Below are 23,332 nucleotides of genomic sequence, written 5' to 3' on the forward strand. Positions count from 1 at the left end.
GGATTTTTTTTATGCCGTTAACTTCCGAATTAATTCACTGAGCAATTTAATTCCGTTAGTCATTTGTTCTGGAGTAGCATATCCATATGATAAACGAATGTACTGATCTGATTCTTCTTCATAAATACGTCCCGGATTTAAAAGAATTCCTTTTGATAGTGCCTCTGAAAATAGTTTTTTCATCGGAATGTTATGTACAACCTTTAGCCATATAAAAAATCCACCACTAGGAATATCCCATGATGCAATATCTGCACAATATTTATTTAAAGCTCGTATCATTATTTGTCTTCGTTCTTTCAGGTGCTTTCTTACGTTTGCTACATGTTCTTCATAAAAACCTTCATTTATCCATTCAGCAGCTACTCTTTGAGATAAAGAGCTGGATCCATAGTCTGTTTGCATTTTTATATCTGACAATCTATCAATAACAGGTTCTGGTCCGATTATCCATCCAATTCTAAGTCCTGGGCTAAGTGTTTTAGAGAGACTACCAATATATAATACATGTCCATGTTTATCCATCGATTTTAAAGGAGCTGGAGGTGATTCATCAAGCCATAACTCTCGGTAAATATCATCCTCGATGATAGACAATTGCTCTTTTTCACATATTTTTAATATTTCTTTTCTTCGCTCTTTGGACATCAATATCCCCGTTGGATTTTGAAAACAAGGGATTGAATATAAAATATTATTCTTTTGACTATATTTAATTCGTTTTAATAAGTCGTTAGGTAAAATACCGTGATGATCCATTGATATACCGGATAAATTTATATTTGCTGATTGAAAAACATGAAGTGAATATAAGTAAGAAGGTTGTTCAAGTAAAACAGTTGATTTTCTATGTAAAAGACCAATTGATATTAATTGTAATGCTTGGAGTGCACCAGAGACTATTAATATAGAACCCGGTGATGCATGTATTCCAAATGATTTTACGTATTTGCTTATTGCTTCACGTAACGGATAAAAACCTTTTTGTTCTTCGTATCCGAAATAATCTAATTCCTCACTGACGTTTTTAATTATAGATTGCATAGTTTCGAGCGGGAAAAGGTGAGGTGCAAGTTCACCTTTACTAAGATGGATAAGCGTTTTATTTGCTTCTGCTTCATTTATTTCTCGCACCATTAACTTACTTGGTTTATGAATACCGGCCTTTACATATTCACTCCAATCGGGCGGGGGATTAGTTGCTAATAATGACCATGTATTATTTGTTACAATTGTTCCTGCTCCGATTTGTCCTTGAATTAAACCATCTGCCATAAGTTCATCTAGCGCATTTATTACAGTACTTCGATTTACATGAAATAATTGTGCTAACTGCCGCTGACTAGGGATTTTACTTCCAATTGGCCATTCTCCGTTTTCAATTTTTTCTTTCATATAGTCTATTATCTGCCGATATTTGGGCACTTTTTTATCGGTTGTCATATAAAAAACTCCTTCGTTAATTTAAAAGATTCAAAGTGGTTGGTTTTTCCGATAAATAACTGGTTGAAGACATTGTATCAACTATTAAATATGATGAAAAGAAATAATTGGTAATTTAAAAATGGTTGGTCTATTAAGGAGGGAGAGAAAACATGCATAATAAAAAATGGGATTTACGCATTATATGTGCTCATGCTTTTACAATTCTTATATGGGGAACTGCTTTTCCAGCAATTCGTATGGGGCTTGAATCTTATACGCCTGAACACCTTACTTTACTACGCTTATTAATCGCCTCATTTATACTTTTGTTATTTTCATTTATATACAAACTACGACTACCGGATTTAAAGGATATCCCAGCAATTTTTATATTTGGTGCTCTAGGATTTACTATTTATCACATCGCATTAAACTACGGCGAAAAAACAGTAAATGCTGGATCTGCAAGTTTAATAATTTCAGTCACTCCAATAGTAACGGCAATTCTTGCTTCTGTTTTTTTGAATGAAAAAATGAAATTAAATGGCTGGATCGGTGGTGTAATGAGTTTTGCAGGAATTGCCTTAATTTCATTTAGCCAAGGCGACGCTATTCAATTGAATAGCGGGGGATTATTTATATTATTAGCGGCGATTTCAGAAAGTCTATTTTTCGTTTTCCAAACATCTTACTTAAAAAAATACGGCTTCTTACCATTTACCATATATACAATTTTGTCTAGTACTGTATGTATGCTTATTTTCTTACCCGGAGTTTATCAAAAAATACTAGCAGCTCCTCTTGAAGTTAACTTGAGCGTTATATATTTAGGTGTCTTTCCAACAGTACTCCCGTATATTGCATTGGCCTATATTATATCTCGTGCTGGTGCTTCTGAAGCAACAAGTTCTCTATATTTAACGCCAATAACTGCGTGTTTCATTGCTTGGATATGGTTAGGAGAAGTGCCAACTTTAGTTTCGATAATTGGCGGAGGAATTACTATACTTGGAATTGTGATTGCTCATATACCAATATTAAGAAAAGAAAAACATAGGAATTTAGCAAATAATCAATCCGTATAATGTAATTCAATAATGATTTTATGATACTTTTTTATATAGTTTCTTTCTTATGTTGATAAATATAATATTTTGTATTTCAGTTAAATATTGTATGTTACATTTTATGTAGTAAGCAATTTAAAAGGAGCTGACAACATAATGAATGGAAAAAGAAAAATTTTCACATGTATTTCTATTGTAGGAATCGGACTAGCTAGTTTTTCTAATTCTAGTTTCGCAGCAAGTGTAACGGACAATTCAATACAAAATTCTATTCCCGTAGTTAATCAACAAGTAGCTGCTGCAAAGGAAATGAAACCATTTCCCCAGCAAGTTAATTATGCAGGTGTTATAAAACCGAATCATGTTACACAGGAAAGTTTAAATGCTTCTGTAAGAAGTTACTACGATAATTGGAAAAAGAAATATTTGAAAAATGATTTATCTTCTTTACCTGGTGGTTATTACGTAAAAGGAGAGATTACAGGTGATGCGGATGGGTTTAAGCCACTTGGAACTTCAGAAGGTCAAGGGTATGGGATGATAATTACAGTATTAATGGCTGGTTATGATTCGAATGCTCAAAAAATCTATGACGGTTTATTTAAAACAGCAAGAACTTTTAAAAGCTCTCAAAATCCTAATTTAATGGGATGGGTTGTCGCAGATAGTAAAAAAGCACAAGGTCATTTTGATTCTGCTACTGATGGGGATTTAGATATTGCGTATTCTCTTCTTCTTGCTCATAAGCAGTGGGGATCTAATGGAACAGTTAATTATTTGAAAGAAGCACAAGACATGATTACAAAAGGTATTAAAGCTAGTAATGTTACAAATAATAACCGACTAAATTTAGGAGATTGGGATTCTAAAAGTTCACTTGATACGAGACCATCTGATTGGATGATGTCACACCTTAGAGCATTTTATGAATTTACAGGTGATAAAACTTGGCTTACTGTTATTAATAATTTGTACGATGTTTATACGCAATTTAGTAATAAGTACTCTCCAAATACAGGACTTATTTCAGATTTCGTTGTAAAAAACCCACCACAACCCGCACCTAAAGACTTCTTAGATGAGTCAGAATATACAAATGCATATTATTATAATGCTAGTCGAGTACCTTTAAGAATTGTAATGGACTATGCGATGTACGGCGAGAAGCGAAGTAAAGTCATTTCTGATAAAGTCTCTTCATGGATTCAAAATAAAACGAATGGAAATCCTTCTAAAATTGTGGATGGTTATCAATTAAATGGATCCAATATTGGTAGTTATCCAACTGCTGTATTTGTTTCACCGTTTATTGCTGCAAGTATAACGAGTAGCAATAATCAAAAGTGGGTAAATAGTGGTTGGGATTGGATGAAGAATAAGAGAGAAAGTTATTTTAGTGATAGTTATAATTTATTAACTATGTTATTTATTACAGGAAATTGGTGGAAGCCTGCACCTGATGATAAAAAAACACAAAATCTAATAAATGATGCAATTTATGAAGGATACGATAATTAATTAAATTTGAGAATGGTTACTGAAGAAAGGAATTAGCATTCGCTAGTTCCTTTTTAATGTTTTGTAAAACATTATCCATTCTAAAATTCGCATAGATATACTTGCTTTTTTCATATACATAGTTATTGATGACTCTATGTTTTTATGAAGGGAGAGTATTTCTTGGAAAAAGTATTATTTTTCGGAGACCCAGGTATTGATGACTCATTTGCCATTATGTATGGTTTACTGCATCCCGAAATTGAAATTGTCGGTATTGTAACCGGATACGGAAATGTTGAGCATATACATGCTGCACATAATGCAGCGTATATTTTACAGTTAGCAAATAGACAAAACATTCCTGTCATTAGTGGTGCAACAAAACCACTTACAGAAGAAATCACTACGTACTATCCTGAAATTCACGGAGCAGAAGGATTAGGGCCCATCCATGTTCCAGAAAGCGTATTATCTATTCCAATATACAATTTTGGTAGTATCGCTGCGATTCTTGTAAAGTACGGAAAAGATTTAACGATTGTTGATGTAGGAAGATCTACCTCGTTAGCAATTGCTTTTAATTTATGGAGTGACTTAATGCTAAATGTAAAAGGAATCTATTTCATGGGTGGCGTCTTTTTAGAAGTAGGAAATGTAACACCATTAGCGGAGGCAAACGTGTATGGAGATCCTATAGCAAGTAAAATTGTTTTCCATCAAGCAAAAAATTTATTCATATTCCCTTTAAATGTAACAAACAAAGCTGTGTTAACACCAAATGTATTTAACTATATTCAAGCTAATGCAAAGAATCCATTTCATATGATAATGAAACCAATGTATGACTACTATCTATCCGCATACCAAAAACTTAATCCATCTATGGAAGGACCTTTGCTACATGATGTGGTTGCAATAAGTGGATTAGTAAATCCAAGTTTTTTTGAATTTGTGCATCGTACAGTAAATGTAGATACATACGGAGATACGAAAGGACAAACATTTGCTGATTTTCGCCATAGCTCTATATCTGAAGGAGCCCGTATAGCACTAGAAATAGATGAACAAAAATTCATTCAAGATTTTATAAAAATTATGTTATAAGTTGCTGTCGAAAAAGGGAATTATTTCAATGCGTTGAATATAAAAATACATCCTCTAGATAAAGGAGCTTACAATATTGAATGTCCAGTTAAAGGTTGTTACGAGAGACAATTGGGAAGATGCATTAAAGTTACAAGTTAAAGAAGATCAAAGAAAATTTGTCCCCGCTGTAGCAGTTTCACTTGCTAAAGTATATATAAAACCAGATGGTGACAATGTAGAGTACATACCATTCGCTATATACGATGGTGACCTTATGGTTGGTTTTGTTATGCATGCTGTTGTAATAGAGACATCGGATATGTATTGGATTAACGGATTTATTATTGATCAATCGCAACAAGGTAATGGTTATGGAAAAGCAGCATTACAAGAAAGTATTAATATAATAAAAAATACGTTTAAGGCGTGTAAAGAAATTAGATTAACCGTACATAAAGATAATATCTCTGCAAAGAAATTATATGAACGATATGGTTTCATATCATTAGGACAGGAGTATGATGGTGAGCAAGTATATCGTTTATTTGTTTAACTATTAGGAAGTAAAGGTGTGAAATGAAATATGCAATTTACTGAAGTGAAAATTGAAGTGTTCATTCCTGAAGAATATATTGAAACATTAAGGGATGAATTAAATAAAATTGGAGCATGTAAAACGGGCGAATATGACCATTGTCTTTCCTATAGTTCAGTGAAAGGATATTGGAGACCTTTAGAAGAGGCATCTCCTTTTAATGGAGAAATTGGTCAAATATGCGAAGGACAAGAATGTAAAGTTGAAATAAAGTGTAAACGAGAACTTGTAAAAGATGTTCTTGAAGTTATTAATGATATTCATCCGTATGAAACACCTATGATTTATATTATACCAATACTAAATGACTATTTTGAGAAACTATACATTAAATAACTAGGAGGAATATCAATTGAAAAGTAAATTTCATCATATTGTACGAGCAGTCATGATAAAAGATGAAAAATTATTAGTTGCTGAATATATCGGCCATCATTATTTTTTACCTGGTGGCCATGTTGAAATTGGAGAATCAGCAGAGAATGCATTAAAAAGAGAGTTAAGAGAAGAACTTGGAGTAAACTGTAGTATACAACAATTTTTAGGCGTCATAGAAAATCAATGGCAAGATAAAGAAGTTCTTCATCATGAAATTAACCACATTTTTGAAGTAGAGTCACAAGATTTACATACGGACTTAACACCGAAATCTAGCGAGTCTCATTTAGCATTTCACTGGATAGCTTATAATAAAGAAGCCTTAAATCATTATGAAATCATGCCAATGCCTTTAGTAAAGGAATTACTAGAAAGTAAGTTAAATGATGAACTCCTAAATTGTTGGATTAGTAATTTTTAAATCACTTTATTTATAGTAAATACGTCCATCGAATGAATATAAAGAAAATAGGCTGAAAAACAAGGTACATCACCTAGTGTAAGTTCATATTTTGTTGATGTACGCATTTAGTCTATAGTCTTGTTTCTACTTTGTTTAAAAGAATTTATTAACTTTAATATTTGGACGGAATTTACATTTATAAATGGAGGGTTTCATAATGAATCAGTTTCAACAAGAACTACAATCATTAAACCTTAATGATTATCAAACTGGCAATGTTGTGTATTGGGATCAACAACAAAGTCAATATCCATACTATTACATTCAAGACGATGCACGTCGTTGCGGCGGATGTGGCGGTTGTGGTGGACGTTGCGGTGGATGTGGCGGTAGATGTGGTGGTTGTGCAGGTCGTTGCGGCGGATGTATAGGATGCGCAGGATGTTTCAGTTGCTTTAATTGCTGGAACTGGTGGATTATTTAAGTATAGAAAATCCAAGTTATTTTATATGAAAGAAAGGTGTAAAAACTATTTTGCACTTTTCTTTCATGCTGTAATTTTGATGTGTATTAAGGGGGATTTATTTGTATACATATGATAAGTTGATTTCTTGGGTAGAGGATATAAAAGAAAAAAATCATAGTTCTGCTACAGCACTTTGTATTATAAAAGATAATAAAATCGTACTAGAGCATTATAGTGGTTATCACTCAAATCCATCTACAACCAAGAGATTAACAGCATCTTCACAATTTAACGTTGCTTCTGCTAGAAAAAGTTATTTAGGATTAATGATAGCGTATGCGCTTTATGAGGGGAAAATAAACTCTATTGATGATGAAGCGATAAAATATTTTAAAGACTTTGATCCTGCATTGCTTAGTAAAACGACGATAAGACATTTAGTAACACATTCGCACGGATTAGAAGAAACGAATGACAGGACAATTTTTCGTGAATTTGCACCGGGACAATCATGGGCGTATAGAGATATTAATGTAAGAATGATGACACGTCTTATTTATCAGCTATATAACAAAAGTTTTCCTGAATTGTTAAAGGAGCGTGTGTTTAAACCTGCTAATTTTCAAGAAACAGGTTGGAGAGTTCAGCGAGATGAAAATTTAGTTGACGTTGTTAATAATCCAAATGAAGACGCAATTAGTGAAATTGGTACGGTAGATGACGGTACTGAAAAAAATTTGTTTGTCTCAGCTAGAGAATTTGCGCAGTGGGGCAATCTTCATTTAAATCAAGGTGGGATAGATGGTAAACAAATTGTTCCAAAAGAAGTTATAAAAATCGCTACGAGTTTGCAGAGTCCAACATATATAAACAAAGAGCTACCACAAAATGGATTGTTTTGGTTCATCCAAAATGAGCCTGCGCAATTAAGCGAACTTGGTGAACGTGTTCCAAAAGGGTCGTATCAAATATTAGGGATTACTGGACCGACCATTTTAGTAATACCTGAATATAATGTAGTTGTTGCAAAAATGTATAATAAAAGATATAACTACGGTGGTGATAATTACTTATATTATTTACGTGAATTTAGTAATTTAGTCGCTGATACATTTAGTAACGGTAATAGGGCATAATTACTCCTATAACAAAAAGGAGTGATTGAAAATGAAAGATAAAGTGAACAAAAATAAAAAGCAAAATATAAAAGATGTAAATACAGAGCAAAATGCAATTTATAGCGATCCTAAAGATGCAGCTAATATGCAAACTGTACCGCAGCCGAAAGATTTTGATGAAATCGAATATTAATTTTTCATCCGACTATATGATGAATGAAAAATACGTCTTAAGTCTCATAACATTTAAGAAATTATTTGATAACATATATACATAAGCATTTGAAAATGTCTTATCTTAACAAAGTTTTCTTTAGAAATATCTGATATAACCTGCAAAAGGCACTTCTTTATGAAGTGTCTTTTTGTGTATATGAACTTAATTACCATTTTCCGTACAGTATCTTGCAATTTATGATGGATATACTAACTGTGAAAATTCATGTCAAGATAAAAGAAGGGGACAGTTAGTATGAAACAAACTTCTATAAATCCGTTACTAATTGTTCTAGGTACAATCATTGTTCAAATTGGCCTTGGAACAATTTATACATGGAGTTTATTTAATCAACCCCTTGTAAGTAAGTTTGGATGGAATCTTAATTCAGTAGCGATAACTTTCTCCATAACTAGTTTTTCTTTATCATTCTCAACTTTATTTGCAGCCAAGTTGCAGAAAAAATTAGGACTTCGAAAACTTATTGCTACTGCAGGAATTGTTTTAGGACTCGGCTTAATACTTAGTTCACAAGTTTCTTCTTTACCACTATTATATTTATTAGCTGGTGTCGTTGTTGGTTATGCGGATGGAACAGCTTATATTACATCACTATCTAATTTAATTAAATGGTTTCCAAATCGGAAAGGGCTTATTTCAGGTATATCTGTATCAGCGTATGGAATGGGCAGCTTAATCTTTAGATATATAAACGGAAATCTTATCGATAAGCTTGGTGTATCACAAGCATTTTTATATTGGGGTATTATCGTGTTACTTTTAGTGTTAATCGGATCGTTCTTCTTACGTGAGGCAATTGTAAGTAATGCTGTAACTGAAACATTACACAATGACTATACTCCGCGTGAAATGATGCGAACGAAACAAGTATATCTGCTATTTTTTATGTTATTCACCTCGTGTATGGGTGGTTTGTATTTAATCAGTATGGTAAAAGATATCGGCGTACAACTTGTTGGACTTAGCGCAGCAACCGCTGCAAACGCCGTTGCTATGATTGCGATCTTTAATACAGTAGGTAGAATCATTCTTGGGACGTTATCAGATAAAATCGGCCGAATGAAAATTGTCTCTGCAACTTTTATTATTATAGGTTTGTCAGTCTTTACTTTAAGTTTTATTCCGCTAAATTACGAAATCTATTTTGCTTGTGTAGCAAGTGTCGCCTTTTGCTTCGGTGGTAATATAACTATATTCCCAGCTATTGTCGGAGATTTCTTTGGATTAAAAAACCATAGTACAAATTACGGGATTGTCTACCAAGGTTTTGGATTTGGTGCGCTTGCAGGATCATTTATTGGAGCGATACTCGGGGGATTTCAACCAACTTTCATTATAATCGGTGTTTTAAGTGTTATTTCCTTCATTATTTCAATATTAATCCGTCCACCAAATGTAGAAAAGAAAAAGGAACTAAAACATTTACATCGGAAAGTAGCTTAATTTTAAAAAGAGTCCTCATACTAGGGCTCTTTTTTATTCCATTAACTTTGCTTCTTTACTAACTCATTAAAGACAGGACAATATCATTTTAAAATTGAATAGATAAGTAAAAAGGAGCGTGACACTTAAAATGAAAATAGTACAGCAGTGGGTACAAGAAGATAGTGATTACATAAGAGAGAAAGTAATTGAATACAATCAAAAATATCTTGCAGGTGAAGAAAAAACACCTTCAGAAAAGGTTAGTTTCATAGTAAGAAATGAAAAAGAAGAAATAGTAGGTGGGGTAACAGCAATAACTTTTTGGCACCATATACACGTTGACTTTCTATGGGTTTCTGAAGAATATAGGCATGAAGGTTACGGAAGCAAGTTAATAAAGCTTATTGAAGAGTTTGCAATTGAAAAAGAGTGCAGGTTAATCAATTTAGATACTTTTAGTTTTCAGGCACCTGATTTTTATAAGAAGCATGGATATAAAGTAATCGGAGTAAGTGAAGATCATCCGAAAGGACATAATCATTATTATTTAGAAAAACGGCTAAAAAGTATATAGAATTTGTTAACATTAGTATTTGGAATAAACATGCAATAAGGGCGAGGTTATTATTAATTTCAGTATTAATTGAATCAATTTTTATTCTAAAACTGCAAGAACGTACTTTGGATAATCTTCCTAAGGTACGTTCTTTTTTTATATCAGTAGCCTATTCTTATTAATTCCACCAATACTGGTAAAGGCAAGACTTAACTAACTTATATATATTAAAAGGAGTTAATGGTAAAATGAATAGAAGACAGAAAATTCCTTTTATTAAAAATAGAGGAGGTACATATGAAAAAAGTAAATGTTACATATGCACTTTTATACGATAAAACAAACGAAAAGATCTTAATGGTAAAAAACAAAGGGGAAAATGGTTCTTATTATACATTACCAGGTGGCGCAGTTAAATTAGGAGAAACGTTAGAAGAAGCAGTAATTCGAGAAGTAAAAGAAGAAACAGGGTTACATATAAATGTAAACGGGATTTGTTCTATCAGCGAAGCCTTTTTTGAGGAAAGAGATCATCATGCAATTTTCTTTAATTTTCTAGGTGAAATAATTGGCGGAGAGACATATATATCAAGGCCAAAAGAAATTGAAGAGATTACTTGGATGGAATTACATATAGCAGCACCGTATTTACGCATACCAGAACATTTACTAGATTTATTACAAAAGAAAGAAACAGTACCTTATTTTTTTAACGGAACAATCGTTCATCAATCTTCATAAAAATATTATCTCATGTAAGGCGGGGAAAACATGGAGTTTATCGTTAATCACAAACAATTCACTCAAGCACTTTCAGAAGTAAGTAAAGCAATATCAACAAAATCTTTAATTCCTATATTATCTGGTATAAAAATAACTGCAGATCAATCTGGAATTACTTTAATCGCAAGTAACTCGAATATTTTTATCGAAAAATTCATTCCTGTTTCAATTGAAGACGAAAAGATTGCAACTATTTTAAAGGCAGGAACTATTGTTGTACCTGCAAAGTATTTCATTGAAATAATAAAGAAAATGCCAAGTGATATAGCAATAAAAAGTAAGAATGAGCAATTAATTACGATACAATCAGAAGAAATCACATTAAGTTTAAATGGATTTCCTGCAGATGAGTTTCCGAATGTACCGCTTATAGACAATCATGCAGAAATCAAAGTAGAGACAGAGCAATTGATTGAAGTATTTAAACAAACAGTCTTTGCGGTAGCGAAAAATGAATCTAGACCTGTTCTTACTGGGGTGCATATAGAGTTATCTAATAATAAGTTAATTTGTGCTGCAACTGACTCACATAGACTAGCGATACGTGAAACATTGCTTTCCTCAGATGTAAAAGCAAATTGTATTGTACCAAGCGCAACCATTAGTGAACTTCTAAAATTAATGAACAGCAATTCAGAATTCGTATATATCTATCTTTCAGAGAGTCATATTATATTTACGCTCGGAACAACTACATTATATTCAAGACTAATCGAAGGTAAATATCCTAATATTTCTAATCTTATTCCGAACGACTTTAAAACGATTATTAACATAGATAGAAAAAAGATATTACAAGGTGTAGACCGATCAAGTTTATTAGCAAGTGAATGGGCCAATAACAATGTTAACTTAGAAATCATAAACGAATCTACAATTAAAATTTCTTCAAACGCTTCTCAAATTGGGCAAATATCCGAAACGCAACAAATAGATGCGATTCAAGGTGAAAAACAATTAAATATATCTTTCGATGGGCGTTTTATGGTTGATGCTTTAAGAGCAATAAAAGAAGAAACGATTACTTTAAGCTTTGGCGGTTCTATGAGACCGATATTGATTGAAGCAGGAGAGCAATCTGCAGCAGTACATCTTATATCACCAGTAAGAGCTTATTAGGGATAGAGGAAGGGATTACATTATGTACAAGCAGACTTTTGTTTTATGAAATCATAAATTAATACATTATAAGAATGATGTATTAGTATAGCAAACAGTTTACTAAATCCTACATAATATAATTCAATCATAGACAAAGCAGCAATGGTAATCTGAAATACAAAGCAAAATAATAATAACCTAAATATAAAAGCATAGATTAATCGATATGGGGTGAGTACGATGAAGAAAGTAATTGTTTTACTCATTGGTATAGTTTTAATTATTTTTGCTTTTTATCAATACAACAAAAAAGACTATGCAGCTAAAAGTACTAACTTGTATGTAGAAGACTTTAAAGGGGCAAATGATTCAATAAAAATACAATCTGCTATTAATAAAGCAGCGTCTAGTAAAATAAAAACCGTATTGCTTGATGATAAAAAGTATAAAATCACGTCACCAATCACTGTTAAAAAAGGTGTGAAATTATTATTTGGTTATGGATCACAATTTGTGGTTGAGGGAAACTTTAGAGTTCTAGAACTAGAGAAAAACGCATCCATTGAAGGAGCGTATATAGCTATTGACGATCCTAAATTTAACTCTGAAGTTATTTATTTAGACGGTAAAAATAAATATTATAACACTTGGAACAAAACGCAAATAAAAGATATAAATATTATTAATTGGACGGAAACGAATAAAGGTACCGGAATTTCTTTATACTCTGCTGGAAAAGAAAATGAAATTTCGTTTGTTAACTTCGAAAACATTAAAATTGTAGGAATGGAAACCGGACTAAAATTAGTAGCAAAAAAACCGAGCACCGGACAAGCTTGGATAAATGCCAATCGTTTTATGAACTTTTCTTTAGAAGACTGTGTAAAAATGATTTATATGGATAGTCAAGTAACTACGCCAAATGAAATTAGTGGGAATCAATTTACAAATCTTCAAATACAGCCTTCAAATAAAACAAAAAGCATTATACAGGTAAGTGGTCAGCATAATGAATTTCATGGAATGGTGTGGGATTTAAATAAAATAAAACATGAAAACGAACTCATTGAACTAACTGATAAGAGTATGAATACAGTGGTTGAAATGTCCAGTGTACCAGCAAATAGAGTTTTAGATAGTGGGAAATCCAATATTGTGAAATAAGTTTAAATACAGAAAAAAGAGCGAATTCTTTATAAGAGAATTCGCTCTTTTTATATTTTAAAATTAAATTTCCTTCCACCAAGCGAATGAAGGATAATTTGTAGATTTCAACGTAATAGATTCGCCAATTTGAGGCGTTGTAATTTTAACACCTAAACGGTTGGCTTCTTTCGTAACACGTTCTATCGGGTCACTCCATTCGTGTAATGCTAACGTAAAAGCACCCCAGTGAATTGGAAGAAGTAATCCTCCTTTAACATCAATATGAGCTTGTACAGTTTCTTCAGGCAACATATGAATAGCAGACCACCTCGAATCATATTGCCCGCATTCCATTAATGTAAGATCGAATGGACCGTATTTATCACCAATTTCCTTAAAGTGAGGGGCATAACCGCTATCACCACTAAAGAAAATTTTAGTCTCTTGACCAAGAATAAGCCATGAACACCATAATGAACGATCTCTATCTGTCATACCACGTCCCGAGAAATGCCTTGCAGGCGCACATACTAACTTAATATTATCAAACGTAATTTCGTCCCACCAATTATGCTCACTAATTTTACTAGGTGAAACACCCCATTTAATAAGATATTGTGCAACTCCAGTTGGAACATAAAAGTGCTTTGCGCGATCTTTTAACTGCATAATACTTTTGTAATTCAAATGATCATAGTGATTATGAGAAATGATAATCGCATCAATTTCTTGAAGGTCATCACGTTCTAAAGAAAAAGTACCACTATAGCGTTTACTATTAAACAAAGGAAATGGGGAAGAGGCATCTCCAAACATAGGGTCTAATAATAGTTTTTTACCTTCTATTTTCAAAAGAGAAGCAGAATGGCCAAACCATGTAACACTCTCTAACGATTCATTATCTTTATTTGATAAAACGATAGGCAAATCCTTTATAGGACGCAGCTTTGATTTTATTTTAAAGTAATCCGTCATTAAACTTATAATATCTTTCGGTTTAAAACTCATATCAGTATGAATTTGATTTGTATATTTCTTATTCATTCGTTCTCCTTTTTACGATTAACAATTTACGTATGTTGTTATTGTAGCTATTTGTAGTTTAAACTATATTATTTTACCTTTCATCTAAAATGCCTTGTATTTCATAAATCCGTCAAATTCATTATTTGTATCTATAAAGTACAAATCGCACAGCAGCTAAGACAAATATTAAGTACATGTAAATTGTTTTTATTTAGTAAATTCCTTCTTATACGTAACAAAGAACATATGTTTCGTTGTATGTTATAGAAGAAGATAAGTCTCAAATTATTAAAAGGAAGGAGAGGATGTAAGTGCAAATAGAAAGAAAAAAGAACTCAAAATGTAAACTATCAAAATCGGAAATAACGCAGCAATATGCAGAAGGGAAGAGTACTTCAGAAATAGCTACACTTGCTAATGTATCTGCAAGGTATATTCGTATGGTTTTATCAGACAGCAACGTTCCAAGGCGCGCTATAGGGAGTTGGAAGAGAAAGTATGACATAACTGAAAATTATTTTAAAACGTGGTCAAATAACATGGCTTATATTTTAGGGTTTATAGCAGCAGATGGTGTTATACAGAAAGAAAATCAATGTGTCAGTATATCTCAAAAAGAAAGTTATATTTTAGAAAATATAAAAAAAGAACTAAAAACAAACCAGCCACTTTATCAAAACAAAAAAACAGGCGTATACATGCTAAATATTAATAGCAAAACAATAAAAGACGACCTTATGAACATACACGGAATTATGCCATGTAAATCATTTAACATCGAATTTCCTTTTGTACCAGAAGAATATTTGCATCATTTTGTTCGTGGATATTTTGATGGGGATGGTTACGTCAAGTATGAAACTTATACAGTAAGCTTTGTAGGAGGATCATATAACTTTATGAATTCTTTAAATCAGGTACTACAAAATCATAATTTACCAGCCGATTTACTAAATCAAAATAAACATTATCGCGTCATTTTAACCGGAAGAAAACCAATACAACTATTTTCAAAGTGGATTTATAAAGACAAAGATATTTATCTGCATAGAAAATATGAAGAATTTCAGAAAGAAAGTCTAAGTCTAGATCAATTAAAAGATCGAAAGCTAAAAAGAACTCAAGCTGCTGTTAAGCAGAGAAAACAAAATTTCCTTAAGGAATATATGAAAAATAAATGTATCGCTAAAACTTGTTCCATTTTAGAAATAAAGGAACCAACTTTTAAAAGTTGGTTAAAAAATGATAATCAATTTAAAAAAGACTATGAAAGAATTCATTCATTATAAAAATGCAAGAAACCTTAGTATATCTATGCTAAGGTTTTTAATTCGGGATTAAATTTGCGATTATTAGAGGACACTCATTTTCGTTTATAGAACTTAATAAATACATAGATTTTACAATGAATTTATTAGTAAGGGAGGGAATATGAAATGCTCACTAATAATAGTCCGGAGAATATATTACATACAGCTTATGAAGGAAAAAGGCTTTATAACCTTTGTGAACCTCTAATTAAACCAACACTTAAGATCATTGAAGATCATTCAAATCAAATTGAATCTATTTCAAAAAGAAACGACACGTTTAATCATTTATCTAAAGAATCGTATAGTCTGTTACTGTATAGTAGTGTGTTATTAGATTTTGGACAAATAAATTATATTGAAGAAAACTATTAAAAAAAGAAACGACCTTTAAGAAATAAGAAAAGATATTATTATGCTATTCAAGAACAAGAACTAACAGATAAAGAGGCTTTCGTGATGTATGGTAATACGTATTTAGATTTAGGAGAAGTTCAAATTGGTCTTTATGGAAATGCTCGATATTCAACATTAAATTTAATAACAGCAGGTAACGAAACATTTGAAGAATATTTTCAAAACACTAATACTGATATTAATTATAAGAAAAAGCAATTAGTAAAAGGTTACGTAGCAACAGATAGACAAATAGATCTACATTTAAATATAGTTTACGAAAAATTAGGTTTATATCAAAATTCAAAACCTTTTATCCCTGTATTTAAATCAACAGACTTATCTATACTTAACGAATTTGCAAACACAATCAGTAAAGATTTAGTCTTATTGTTTAAAGAAAACGATAAACCTTTAAAAGAATACTTTGTGAGCAGCTACAAATGTAGCAGCTAAACGGATAAATAATTATTAGTAAATAGAGGATAATCTGAAATTAAAATCTAACATATGAAGAAAATGAAATATTTAAAGGGGAGAAGAGCTGTGCAAAAGAAATTTATCAATCCAGAAACAATGCCACCAACTTTTGGATATTCACATGTAGTTGAAGTTAGTAACGCTAAACGAACAATTTACATATCTGGACAAGTAGCGATTAACACTGATGGTCAAATAGTTGGAATTGACGATTTAGCTACACAAACGCGACAAGTATTCGAAAATATTAATAGTGCATTGGAAACTTCGGAATTAAAATTTAATGATGTAGTCAAATTAACATTTTTCTTAACAGATATTTCTCAGATGGCCATTGTTAGAGAGATTCGAGATCAATACATCGATACTAAAAATCCACCAGCAAGTTCAGCTGTCGAAGTTAGAAAGTTAATTAACGATAACTTATTAATTGAAATTGAAGCAATTGCTGTAGCAAACTAATTTTAAAAACTTATTATGAATCATATCCATGCAATTCGTTTAATGCGTTCATTTAAAACGAATTGCATTTTTTATTGTCTTAAATATAATTTATATCTGGAGACATTATCATCAACAACTCATAAAACAACAATAACAAATAAGCACACAATCGATTACACAGAATGAATCCGATGAAAAGGGAAGCGTAACAATCTACACTAACATATAATAAGTTTATTACTTTTATCCAGTTAACATAATATATATTATAGGCAGTTGTAGAAACAAAGTAATATCAGGTATCAAAAACCAAGTAAACTATACTTAATGAGACGAAACAGAGATTTTTAGTGAGATTCACATGAAATCTTATCTAAACAAATTTCTTCAGTTTTTATCGTTTTTATTTGTTATAAATTCATCACAGCAAATCTTAATCAATAATCGCTTAAGATTTAACGAATTAAAAACATTTTTGATTGGCAAGAAATTTTCATACAGAAAAATTATTTCTATACAAAATATAAATTAGTAATTTTATTTTATGTTTTACTTAATGAATTTATTGCTATTTGCACATGTTTTACAACTTTACATTATTTGTTGTTATTTCTGTTATTTAGACTTGACTTTCATTACACTCATTGTTTTTTATTCTAGTTAACATAACGCTTATTTTTAACATAAAAAAATCCTCCTCACCTTCAGGAAGATTTTTTGTTTGCTATTATTTTATTTATATCTTCTAGTAACAATCCCAATTGTAAATGACATTGGAAAAATCTAGATTTAACAAATCTTCCTTACGTATAAAGAAATTAGCAACCCCAGAATCGCCCCACATAATATTTAATGAATCGTCTGTATCGATTTGCAGCAATAATATGTCATGTTGCTGGTATTTTTCTTCCCATTCCCTTGGATCTGTCTGTGTGAAAAATGGATAACCACCAATTTTATGTCCTTGATCCTTACATAAATCATCATACAGTTCGCCTAATTCTGTATTATTTTCTTCATCAACAATTTCTTCCCAATCAATGTTATCACTAAAAATCATTTCAAATCGATAATCTCTTGGTGTTACTGGTTGATATGCCAACTCAAACTTTAGTTTTGCTGCTTTGGGTATGATAAAATTCTCTAAATCTAAAGTGTTTAAATAACTAAAATCAGTAATCACCTTAGTTAAATCCGCTGTGATTGTAGAATGATAAACAATTCGAAAGTCTTTTTGGCTTGTGGGATGATCAAAATCTGCTCCAAAAAGATCTTCTTCAGCACTTATGAAAAACTGTAACATTCCATGTTGAGGCATATGTTCAATGTTTGGTATTTCTTCAAGGTTTAACTGCGCAAGTAACATCATAGGTTGTCCGTTTGAGTCTTTAGGATGCTCTTGATCTATAGGTAAATACGGATATCCACCAAACTTACTTTCAAAAAGCGTTGTCTCTGCTTGCGTTCCAGACACTTTAACATACGGTTTCACACTTTCTTCTAAAATACTACGATACTGTTCTAGTTCTTTCGGAATTTGAAGTTGATACGTATTCTTCACTACATTTGCCTCCCTTTAGTAATGAATTGAAAATGCCTAACTTAATTATATAGCAAGCGATAGCTTAATTGAAAATCGTTAAAAATCCATTTTCACCCTCATTTTTTGCGCGCTTGGTGGACAAAGTAGATTATGTTCTAAAACCTTTTTATTAATAGTTCGAATTAAGTCCGCTGCTTCTGCAGTATTTGTATTTTCTTTTAGTTTTTCTTTTAAATCATCAATTTCTTTTGAAAGCTCAATCCACCTAGGTAAAACATGATTATTTGCTAAAGTTCTATAAAGTTGCTTTTCAGGATTGTAAGAAAGATCTTTATCAAGATTAAGAGGTTTCCCTTTACCAGGTAAATTATCAAAAGCTCCTTTCTGTTCTGCTTGTTTAACGATAGAACTAATATGATCCTCATACGTATAAGACCAAACTTTCTCATCTTTTACTAAAATCTCTTGTTTTTTTAGTTTTTTATCTAGTTCTTCTTGATTCATAGATTCTCTCTCCTTTTTATTTTCTAATGTCGTTTTTGTAAATTCTAATGCCCTTAATCCATCGAATAGCTTTTCTCGCCACCATACGCTATCATGTCCGCCTTGAAACTCTTCGTAAGTGGTGTTTGGGCGTTTCTTTTCTTCTAAAGCTTTATATAGCCGTCTATTAGCCGTTAAAAGAGGTTCGTTTTCGAGTTCACCTACTGCTATGTAAGAATGTAGATGAGTCGCATTAGAATATATTGATGAAATTTGATTTTCAATCCAAGGAATTGTATTTTCATAATTATCCTTTTTCCAATGTACGGATCCAGACAGTGACAACACATTTCCGAAAATATGTGGATTTTGAAATGCTGCATAAAAAGCTGCTAAGCCACCAAGACTGAAACCAGCAATTGTTATATGATTCTTTTCTTGATAAACGTGATACTTAGCTTGAATCCACGGAAGTAATTCCTTCGTTAAAAATGCATTCATTTTATCGTTATAAGTTAGCTCTTCTAATCGATCGACAGGATCTATAGCAACAGCAATACACGATGGGATTTCTTTTTCGTAAATTAAATAATTAAGTGTTTTTGTGATTGAAAGGTAATTAATGAATGAATTCCCATCAAATACAATGAGAAGTTCTTGAAGATGTGAAGTGTGAGAATAATCATGAGGCGTATAAATATGAATTTTGCGTGTGTTATTTAAAATCGAACTATAAAAAGAATATGTTTCAATCTTTCCGGATGGATAATCATTTGAAGGAAAACGACTGCTATATTGCACCTCCATTCCTATGTTTAACACAGACGCTTTATTGGTACCTTCTCCAAATGTATTTCGATTAAATTGGTCTATTTCGTACTGTTCACTACGCTTTATCCAATCATTTTCGAAAACATCGTTTACTGAAAAATAGTACGTTGAAATAAAACTCTTATCCGTCCTAAACGTTACATACCAAATATCTGTCTGTAACAATCGTTGTAATTGATTTACAGACAAATCCCAACCAGGAAAACTACCGAATACATAAACGTTTTCAGTGTTTTGATCCCCTAACCATATATACGTTATAAGCTTATACTGATTATCTGCAGGGCATTGTTCTATTAGTGGCGTGTGATTTGACTTTATTTCATGCAAAAAAGTATAAAGAGCTTTTTTGTTTCCGTTCTTTAATTAATTTTTAAGCTTCTCTAACTTAGGACTGATTATTGTAGTCACCTCTCCTCCTTTGTAGTATTCTATATGTAGTTTTTTTCATTAGAATCCCTATATAAAAGTAGTCGTAAGTTATTTGTTTAGCGAAGTTATTTATTAGAAAAATAATCAATTGCCTGAATAGAAAGTTCTAATGATTTTATTCTTCTTTCTAAAAGCGTTCTTTGAGGACTCCCAAGCTTTGACTTAACGTAAATCTTTTCAATTGATGGAAGCAAACCAATTAGAACATTACGAGCTTCTGCTAAATCTTCCTGAGTATAATAATGAGTTTCTTGCTTCCAAACACTTTCTAACATAGCTAAGCCGATACTAGCTGCTTTGAGTCTTTTTTTCACTAAAGTAGTATTTGATCCTTTTTGAGTCATCTGTGATAAGGCATTTTCAAGTTTACTAATTGTTGACTGTAAAGATTTTATTGATTCTACTTTATCTATATTTGATACGTTTTTCATGTTAATGTTATCCCTTCTACGTTGCTAACTTGTTTTGTTTAATGTTTAATGAAATCCTTAAAAGCTTGATTTCACTCGAAATATTTTAACATAAATAACTAACTGTATTCGAGTTGGACAATAACTTAAAGTAAAACAGCTATTCCTCTCTCCTCCCCTGTATCATTCTATTATATGTACTTCTTTCTTCTCATTAGAATTCCTATATAAACTAGTTGTTAATATTGAATGTTTTATGAACAAAAAAACGTACAAGTAATGTAACCTGTACGTTTTCGCTTTTATTCAGTAAGGTAATAAAGTAATAGCTTCCTGGTCTTCTCATAACTTATGAAATCTCTATACAAAATGGGATAATTCACAATTTCTGTTTCTAGAAAACGATATTGCGGAAACCACTCAAAAAACGATTTTCTTAACCACTTTATTTGTTGAAACGTAATGTTCTGTTCGTTTCCATTTAGTACAGAATTTAAAGTAGCTGCTGTATGCATCCAATAATGATTAAAATCAGCGTTTATACAGTCATCTTCGGTAAATTTACTTTTTAAGTCTCGCTGCAATTTTGCTGTAGCACGATAAGGAAACGGTTTATGAAGTGGACTATGCATTTTCTGCAATTCCTTAAAAATAATTCGTTTTCCTAACTTCAACTTTCCACCCCTTTATTTCCCTATCCAATTTAATAAGTTTTCATAATGATATTGAGCATCTATATACCCAAGATTATATAGATTAACGAGCTTTTCCTTATTTCTTTCTATTCCGCTTATAGGAAGCTGTACACTTGGTTGAATTACATAAAAATTATCTTTTTGTTCTTCTCGATTCATATAAGATATCGTCTCATTATAAAAACGATAATGGTCTACTAAATTCTCTGCGATTTTCGGATATTTTCTATATAAAATTTTAGCCAGGCCTGAAAATTTATTTCGCTGCTTCTCATATCCTTCTGGCTTTGTCATAATGACAACGTTCTTTTCATAACCATCCTTTTGGGCTTTCAAAACTGGTATAGGGTCTATAATCCCTCCATCTAATAATTTTCGATTATTATATTCTACAGCAGGTGCTATAAACGGTACAGAGCTTGAGGCGCGAATGATTTTTAAAATATCATTTCCGTGTTCTGCTTTATTATAATAAATGGCTTGTCCTGATTCGCAATCAGTCGTCCCTATGACAAACTGTTCATTACATTTTAAGAAAGTTTGAAAATCAAATGGTACAATTTTATTAGGTACTTCATCAAATAAAAAATCCATTCCGAATAATTCGCGTTTTCGAATCAAATTTCGATAAGATATATAACGGTGATCTGCTACTAGCTCTGTATTTACTTTCTTATTTCTCCCTTTTTGACGTGATAAATAAGTTGCTCCCATACAGGCTCCAGCTGATACGCCGACTACATACGGAAAGAATAAGTTCTTTTCCATGAAATATTCGAGTACACCTGCAGTATATAAACCTTTCATTCCTCCGCCTTCTAATACTAAACCTATATTCTTCATGCTATATCCCTCTGCTTCTTTTTTCTTAATTTCATATTAGCATAAGATTTTAAGATGAGGTTATATAAACTAATTACAACAATAACCAGAAACTACTAAAGTAATGTCATAATATCTTTGTGAGTAACATGTTACAATATAAGTAATTCATTCCACATATATTAAAGGAGGAATTTAATATGGGTTTATTTAGCGGTATTTTAGGAAATGCATCAAATACGAGTTCTGAAAGTGTAGAACGTGATTTAGAGAAGATTATGCTAGACGATGAAAAAGTAGAGCATGCTTATAAATTAATTCGTGATTTAATCGTATTTACAAATCGTCGTCTTATTTTAGTAGATAAACAAGGAGTAACTGGCAAAAAAACAGAATACCATTCTATTCCTTATAAAAGTATTACACAATATAGCATCGAAACGGCTGGGCATTTTGATTTAGATGCAGAACTTAAAATTTGGGTGTCTAGTATGGAGGATCCAATTACGAAAGAATTTAAAGGTGACGATAGTATTTTAAGCATTCAAAAAGCGTTAGTAACCTTTACGACAAAGTAGTGGTTTTTGTATTTTTATTCATTTTTAAAATTACTAATCCGAGTATTTTGGAAGAACATACATTATTTTTGTATTTTTAATCTAAAATAACATAAAAAGGTAAAGCGTATTTTATATGCTTTACCTTTCTTTTTTGTAATAAATAAGTGTAGTTTCATCATTTAATTTCTTTATAACTTCTGTTCTTTTATACTCCATCTTTTCATACAAAAAACAATTTTTCTCTTCTTCTAAAATAGTAGCAAGTTCCCAGCTCGTTGCTTCAGGAAACATTTCCTCAATTAATGTAAGTACCTTTTGGGCAATTCCTTTTCCTTGATAACTCGGGTGAATAAACATTGGACTGATCCAAAATTTAGAGGGTGTTTCTTTTTGTGAAATGCATATCGCTCCAACAAGATTCATTGCCACTATTATTTTATAGAAGCCACCGTCTACATGATTTATTCTACAAATAGTTTTTTCGATAGTTTCATTTGCTGGATTTGTTTCATAGTCTTTATATTTATGTAATAAAGGGCTAAATGAGTCTATTTGCATTTGAAATATAACTTCTGTATCACTTTCTGTCGCCTTCTCTAATGTAATCTCCATG

General features: G+C 31.6%; 24 protein-coding genes and 2 pseudogenes. 18 read left to right on the forward strand and 8 right to left on the reverse strand.

The window, feature by feature from the left end; genetic code table 11:
• Positions 1-9: 9 nt before the first annotated feature.
• Positions 10-1,443: a PLP-dependent aminotransferase family protein gene (locus tag ACS2FK_RS17855; protein WP_063547439.1), complete on the reverse strand. Its 1,434-nt coding sequence runs from the start codon at positions 1,441-1,443 to the stop codon at positions 10-12.
• 152 nt (positions 1,444-1,595) lie between these two features.
• Between ACS2FK_RS17855 and ACS2FK_RS17860 the strand changes: the two genes are divergently transcribed.
• The 14 genes from ACS2FK_RS17860 to ACS2FK_RS17925 all read left to right on the forward strand — a co-directional run bounded on the left by ACS2FK_RS17860 (position 1,596) and on the right by ACS2FK_RS17925 (position 13,305).
• Positions 1,596-2,510, forward strand: coding sequence for a DMT family transporter (locus ACS2FK_RS17860; RefSeq protein ID WP_063547440.1), 915 nt, complete (start codon positions 1,596-1,598; stop codon positions 2,508-2,510).
• Positions 2,511-2,648: 138 nt separating this feature from the next.
• Complete coding sequence (locus tag ACS2FK_RS17865; protein WP_063547441.1) at positions 2,649-4,010, forward strand: glycosyl hydrolase family 8; 1,362 nt, start codon at positions 2,649-2,651, stop codon at positions 4,008-4,010.
• Positions 4,011-4,172: 162 nt separating this feature from the next.
• Positions 4,173-5,096, forward strand: coding sequence for a nucleoside hydrolase (locus ACS2FK_RS17870; RefSeq protein ID WP_063547442.1), 924 nt, complete (start codon positions 4,173-4,175; stop codon positions 5,094-5,096).
• Positions 5,097-5,172: 76 nt separating this feature from the next.
• Positions 5,173-5,631 (forward strand): GNAT family N-acetyltransferase, encoded by a 459-nt coding sequence (locus ACS2FK_RS17875; RefSeq protein ID WP_001102673.1) that lies wholly within the window; start codon positions 5,173-5,175, stop codon positions 5,629-5,631.
• 30 nt (positions 5,632-5,661) lie between these two features.
• Entirely contained in the window at positions 5,662-6,009 is a 348-nt protein-coding gene (gene cutA, locus ACS2FK_RS17880; protein WP_001160792.1) for a divalent cation tolerance protein CutA, read from the forward strand.
• 16 nt (positions 6,010-6,025) lie between these two features.
• Complete coding sequence (locus ACS2FK_RS17885) at positions 6,026-6,472, forward strand: NUDIX domain-containing protein (RefSeq protein ID WP_000836831.1); 447 nt, start codon at positions 6,026-6,028, stop codon at positions 6,470-6,472.
• 199 nt (positions 6,473-6,671) lie between these two features.
• On the forward strand, positions 6,672-6,938 hold the full coding sequence (locus tag ACS2FK_RS17890) for a heterocycloanthracin/sonorensin family bacteriocin (RefSeq protein WP_001071389.1): 267 nt from the start codon (positions 6,672-6,674) through the stop codon (positions 6,936-6,938).
• A gap of 101 nt (positions 6,939-7,039) precedes the next feature.
• A complete protein-coding gene (locus ACS2FK_RS17895; protein WP_063547443.1) occupies positions 7,040-8,056 on the forward strand; it encodes a serine hydrolase domain-containing protein in 1,017 nt (338 codons plus the stop codon).
• Positions 8,057-8,087: 31 nt separating this feature from the next.
• On the forward strand, positions 8,088-8,231 hold the full coding sequence (locus tag ACS2FK_RS17900) for a hypothetical protein (protein WP_000653680.1): 144 nt from the start codon (positions 8,088-8,090) through the stop codon (positions 8,229-8,231).
• Between the two features lie 279 nt (positions 8,232-8,510).
• Positions 8,511-9,719, forward strand: coding sequence for an L-lactate MFS transporter (locus ACS2FK_RS17905; protein WP_063547444.1), 1,209 nt, complete (start codon positions 8,511-8,513; stop codon positions 9,717-9,719).
• A 130-nt stretch (positions 9,720-9,849) separates the two neighbouring features.
• Entirely contained in the window at positions 9,850-10,275 is a 426-nt protein-coding gene (locus tag ACS2FK_RS17910; protein ID WP_000706912.1) for a GNAT family N-acetyltransferase, read from the forward strand.
• Positions 10,276-10,554: 279 nt separating this feature from the next.
• Positions 10,555-10,998, forward strand: a complete 444-nt coding sequence (locus tag ACS2FK_RS17915; RefSeq protein ID WP_000757628.1) for an NUDIX hydrolase — start codon at positions 10,555-10,557, stop codon at positions 10,996-10,998.
• A gap of 30 nt (positions 10,999-11,028) precedes the next feature.
• Positions 11,029-12,159, forward strand: a complete 1,131-nt coding sequence (gene dnaN / locus ACS2FK_RS17920) for a DNA polymerase III subunit beta (RefSeq protein WP_000394489.1) — start codon at positions 11,029-11,031, stop codon at positions 12,157-12,159.
• A 222-nt stretch (positions 12,160-12,381) separates the two neighbouring features.
• Entirely contained in the window at positions 12,382-13,305 is a 924-nt protein-coding gene (locus ACS2FK_RS17925; RefSeq protein WP_063547445.1) for a hypothetical protein, read from the forward strand.
• A gap of 63 nt (positions 13,306-13,368) precedes the next feature.
• On the opposite strand, the gene ACS2FK_RS17930 is transcribed toward ACS2FK_RS17925, so the two are convergent.
• Positions 13,369-14,331 carry an MBL fold metallo-hydrolase gene (locus ACS2FK_RS17930; RefSeq protein ID WP_063547446.1) on the reverse strand — a complete coding sequence of 321 codons (963 nt, stop codon included), beginning with the start codon at positions 14,329-14,331 and terminating at the stop codon, positions 13,369-13,371.
• Positions 14,332-14,624: 293 nt separating this feature from the next.
• Between ACS2FK_RS17930 and ACS2FK_RS17935 the strand changes: the two genes are divergently transcribed.
• From ACS2FK_RS17935 to ACS2FK_RS17945, 3 genes and pseudogenes are all read left to right on the forward strand, one after another.
• Positions 14,625-15,602: an LAGLIDADG family homing endonuclease gene (locus tag ACS2FK_RS17935; RefSeq protein ID WP_001165411.1), complete on the forward strand. Its 978-nt coding sequence runs from the start codon at positions 14,625-14,627 to the stop codon at positions 15,600-15,602.
• Between the two features lie 183 nt (positions 15,603-15,785).
• A pseudogene (locus ACS2FK_RS17940) lies at positions 15,786-16,475 on the forward strand (hypothetical protein); the annotation flags it as partial.
• 90 nt (positions 16,476-16,565) lie between these two features.
• Positions 16,566-16,961: a RidA family protein gene (locus ACS2FK_RS17945; protein ID WP_001169705.1), complete on the forward strand. Its 396-nt coding sequence runs from the start codon at positions 16,566-16,568 to the stop codon at positions 16,959-16,961.
• Between the two features lie 727 nt (positions 16,962-17,688).
• On the opposite strand, the gene ACS2FK_RS17950 is transcribed toward ACS2FK_RS17945, so the two are convergent.
• From ACS2FK_RS17950 to ACS2FK_RS17970, 5 genes and pseudogenes are all read right to left on the reverse strand, one after another.
• Positions 17,689-18,504: a YwqG family protein gene (locus ACS2FK_RS17950; RefSeq protein ID WP_000799810.1), complete on the reverse strand. Its 816-nt coding sequence runs from the start codon at positions 18,502-18,504 to the stop codon at positions 17,689-17,691.
• 78 nt (positions 18,505-18,582) lie between these two features.
• Positions 18,583-20,211 (reverse strand): annotated as a pseudogene (locus ACS2FK_RS17955) (DnaJ family domain-containing protein).
• 86 nt (positions 20,212-20,297) lie between these two features.
• The gene (locus ACS2FK_RS17960) at positions 20,298-20,663 is read right to left on the reverse strand and encodes a hypothetical protein (protein ID WP_023522106.1); all 366 of its coding nucleotides are present in this window, start codon (positions 20,661-20,663) and stop codon (positions 20,298-20,300) included.
• A gap of 281 nt (positions 20,664-20,944) precedes the next feature.
• On the reverse strand, positions 20,945-21,316 hold the full coding sequence (locus ACS2FK_RS17965) for a YxiJ-like family protein (protein ID WP_000765936.1): 372 nt from the start codon (positions 21,314-21,316) through the stop codon (positions 20,945-20,947).
• Between the two features lie 12 nt (positions 21,317-21,328).
• Positions 21,329-22,180 (reverse strand): patatin-like phospholipase family protein, encoded by an 852-nt coding sequence (locus ACS2FK_RS17970; RefSeq protein ID WP_023522107.1) that lies wholly within the window; start codon positions 22,178-22,180, stop codon positions 21,329-21,331.
• Between the two features lie 179 nt (positions 22,181-22,359).
• Between ACS2FK_RS17970 and ACS2FK_RS17975 the strand changes: the two genes are divergently transcribed.
• Positions 22,360-22,737 (forward strand): PH domain-containing protein, encoded by a 378-nt coding sequence (locus tag ACS2FK_RS17975; RefSeq protein WP_000522472.1) that lies wholly within the window; start codon positions 22,360-22,362, stop codon positions 22,735-22,737.
• A gap of 120 nt (positions 22,738-22,857) precedes the next feature.
• Here the strand turns inward: ACS2FK_RS17975 and ACS2FK_RS17980 are convergent, their stop codons facing one another.
• A complete protein-coding gene (locus tag ACS2FK_RS17980; RefSeq protein ID WP_063547447.1) occupies positions 22,858-23,331 on the reverse strand; it encodes a GNAT family N-acetyltransferase in 474 nt (157 codons plus the stop codon).
• Position 23,332 lies beyond the last annotated feature (1 nt).

The organism is Bacillus cereus group sp. BceL220, from assembly GCF_051776965.1.
GTDB classification, from domain to species: Bacteria; Bacillota; Bacilli; order Bacillales; family Bacillaceae_G; genus Bacillus_A; species Bacillus_A cereus.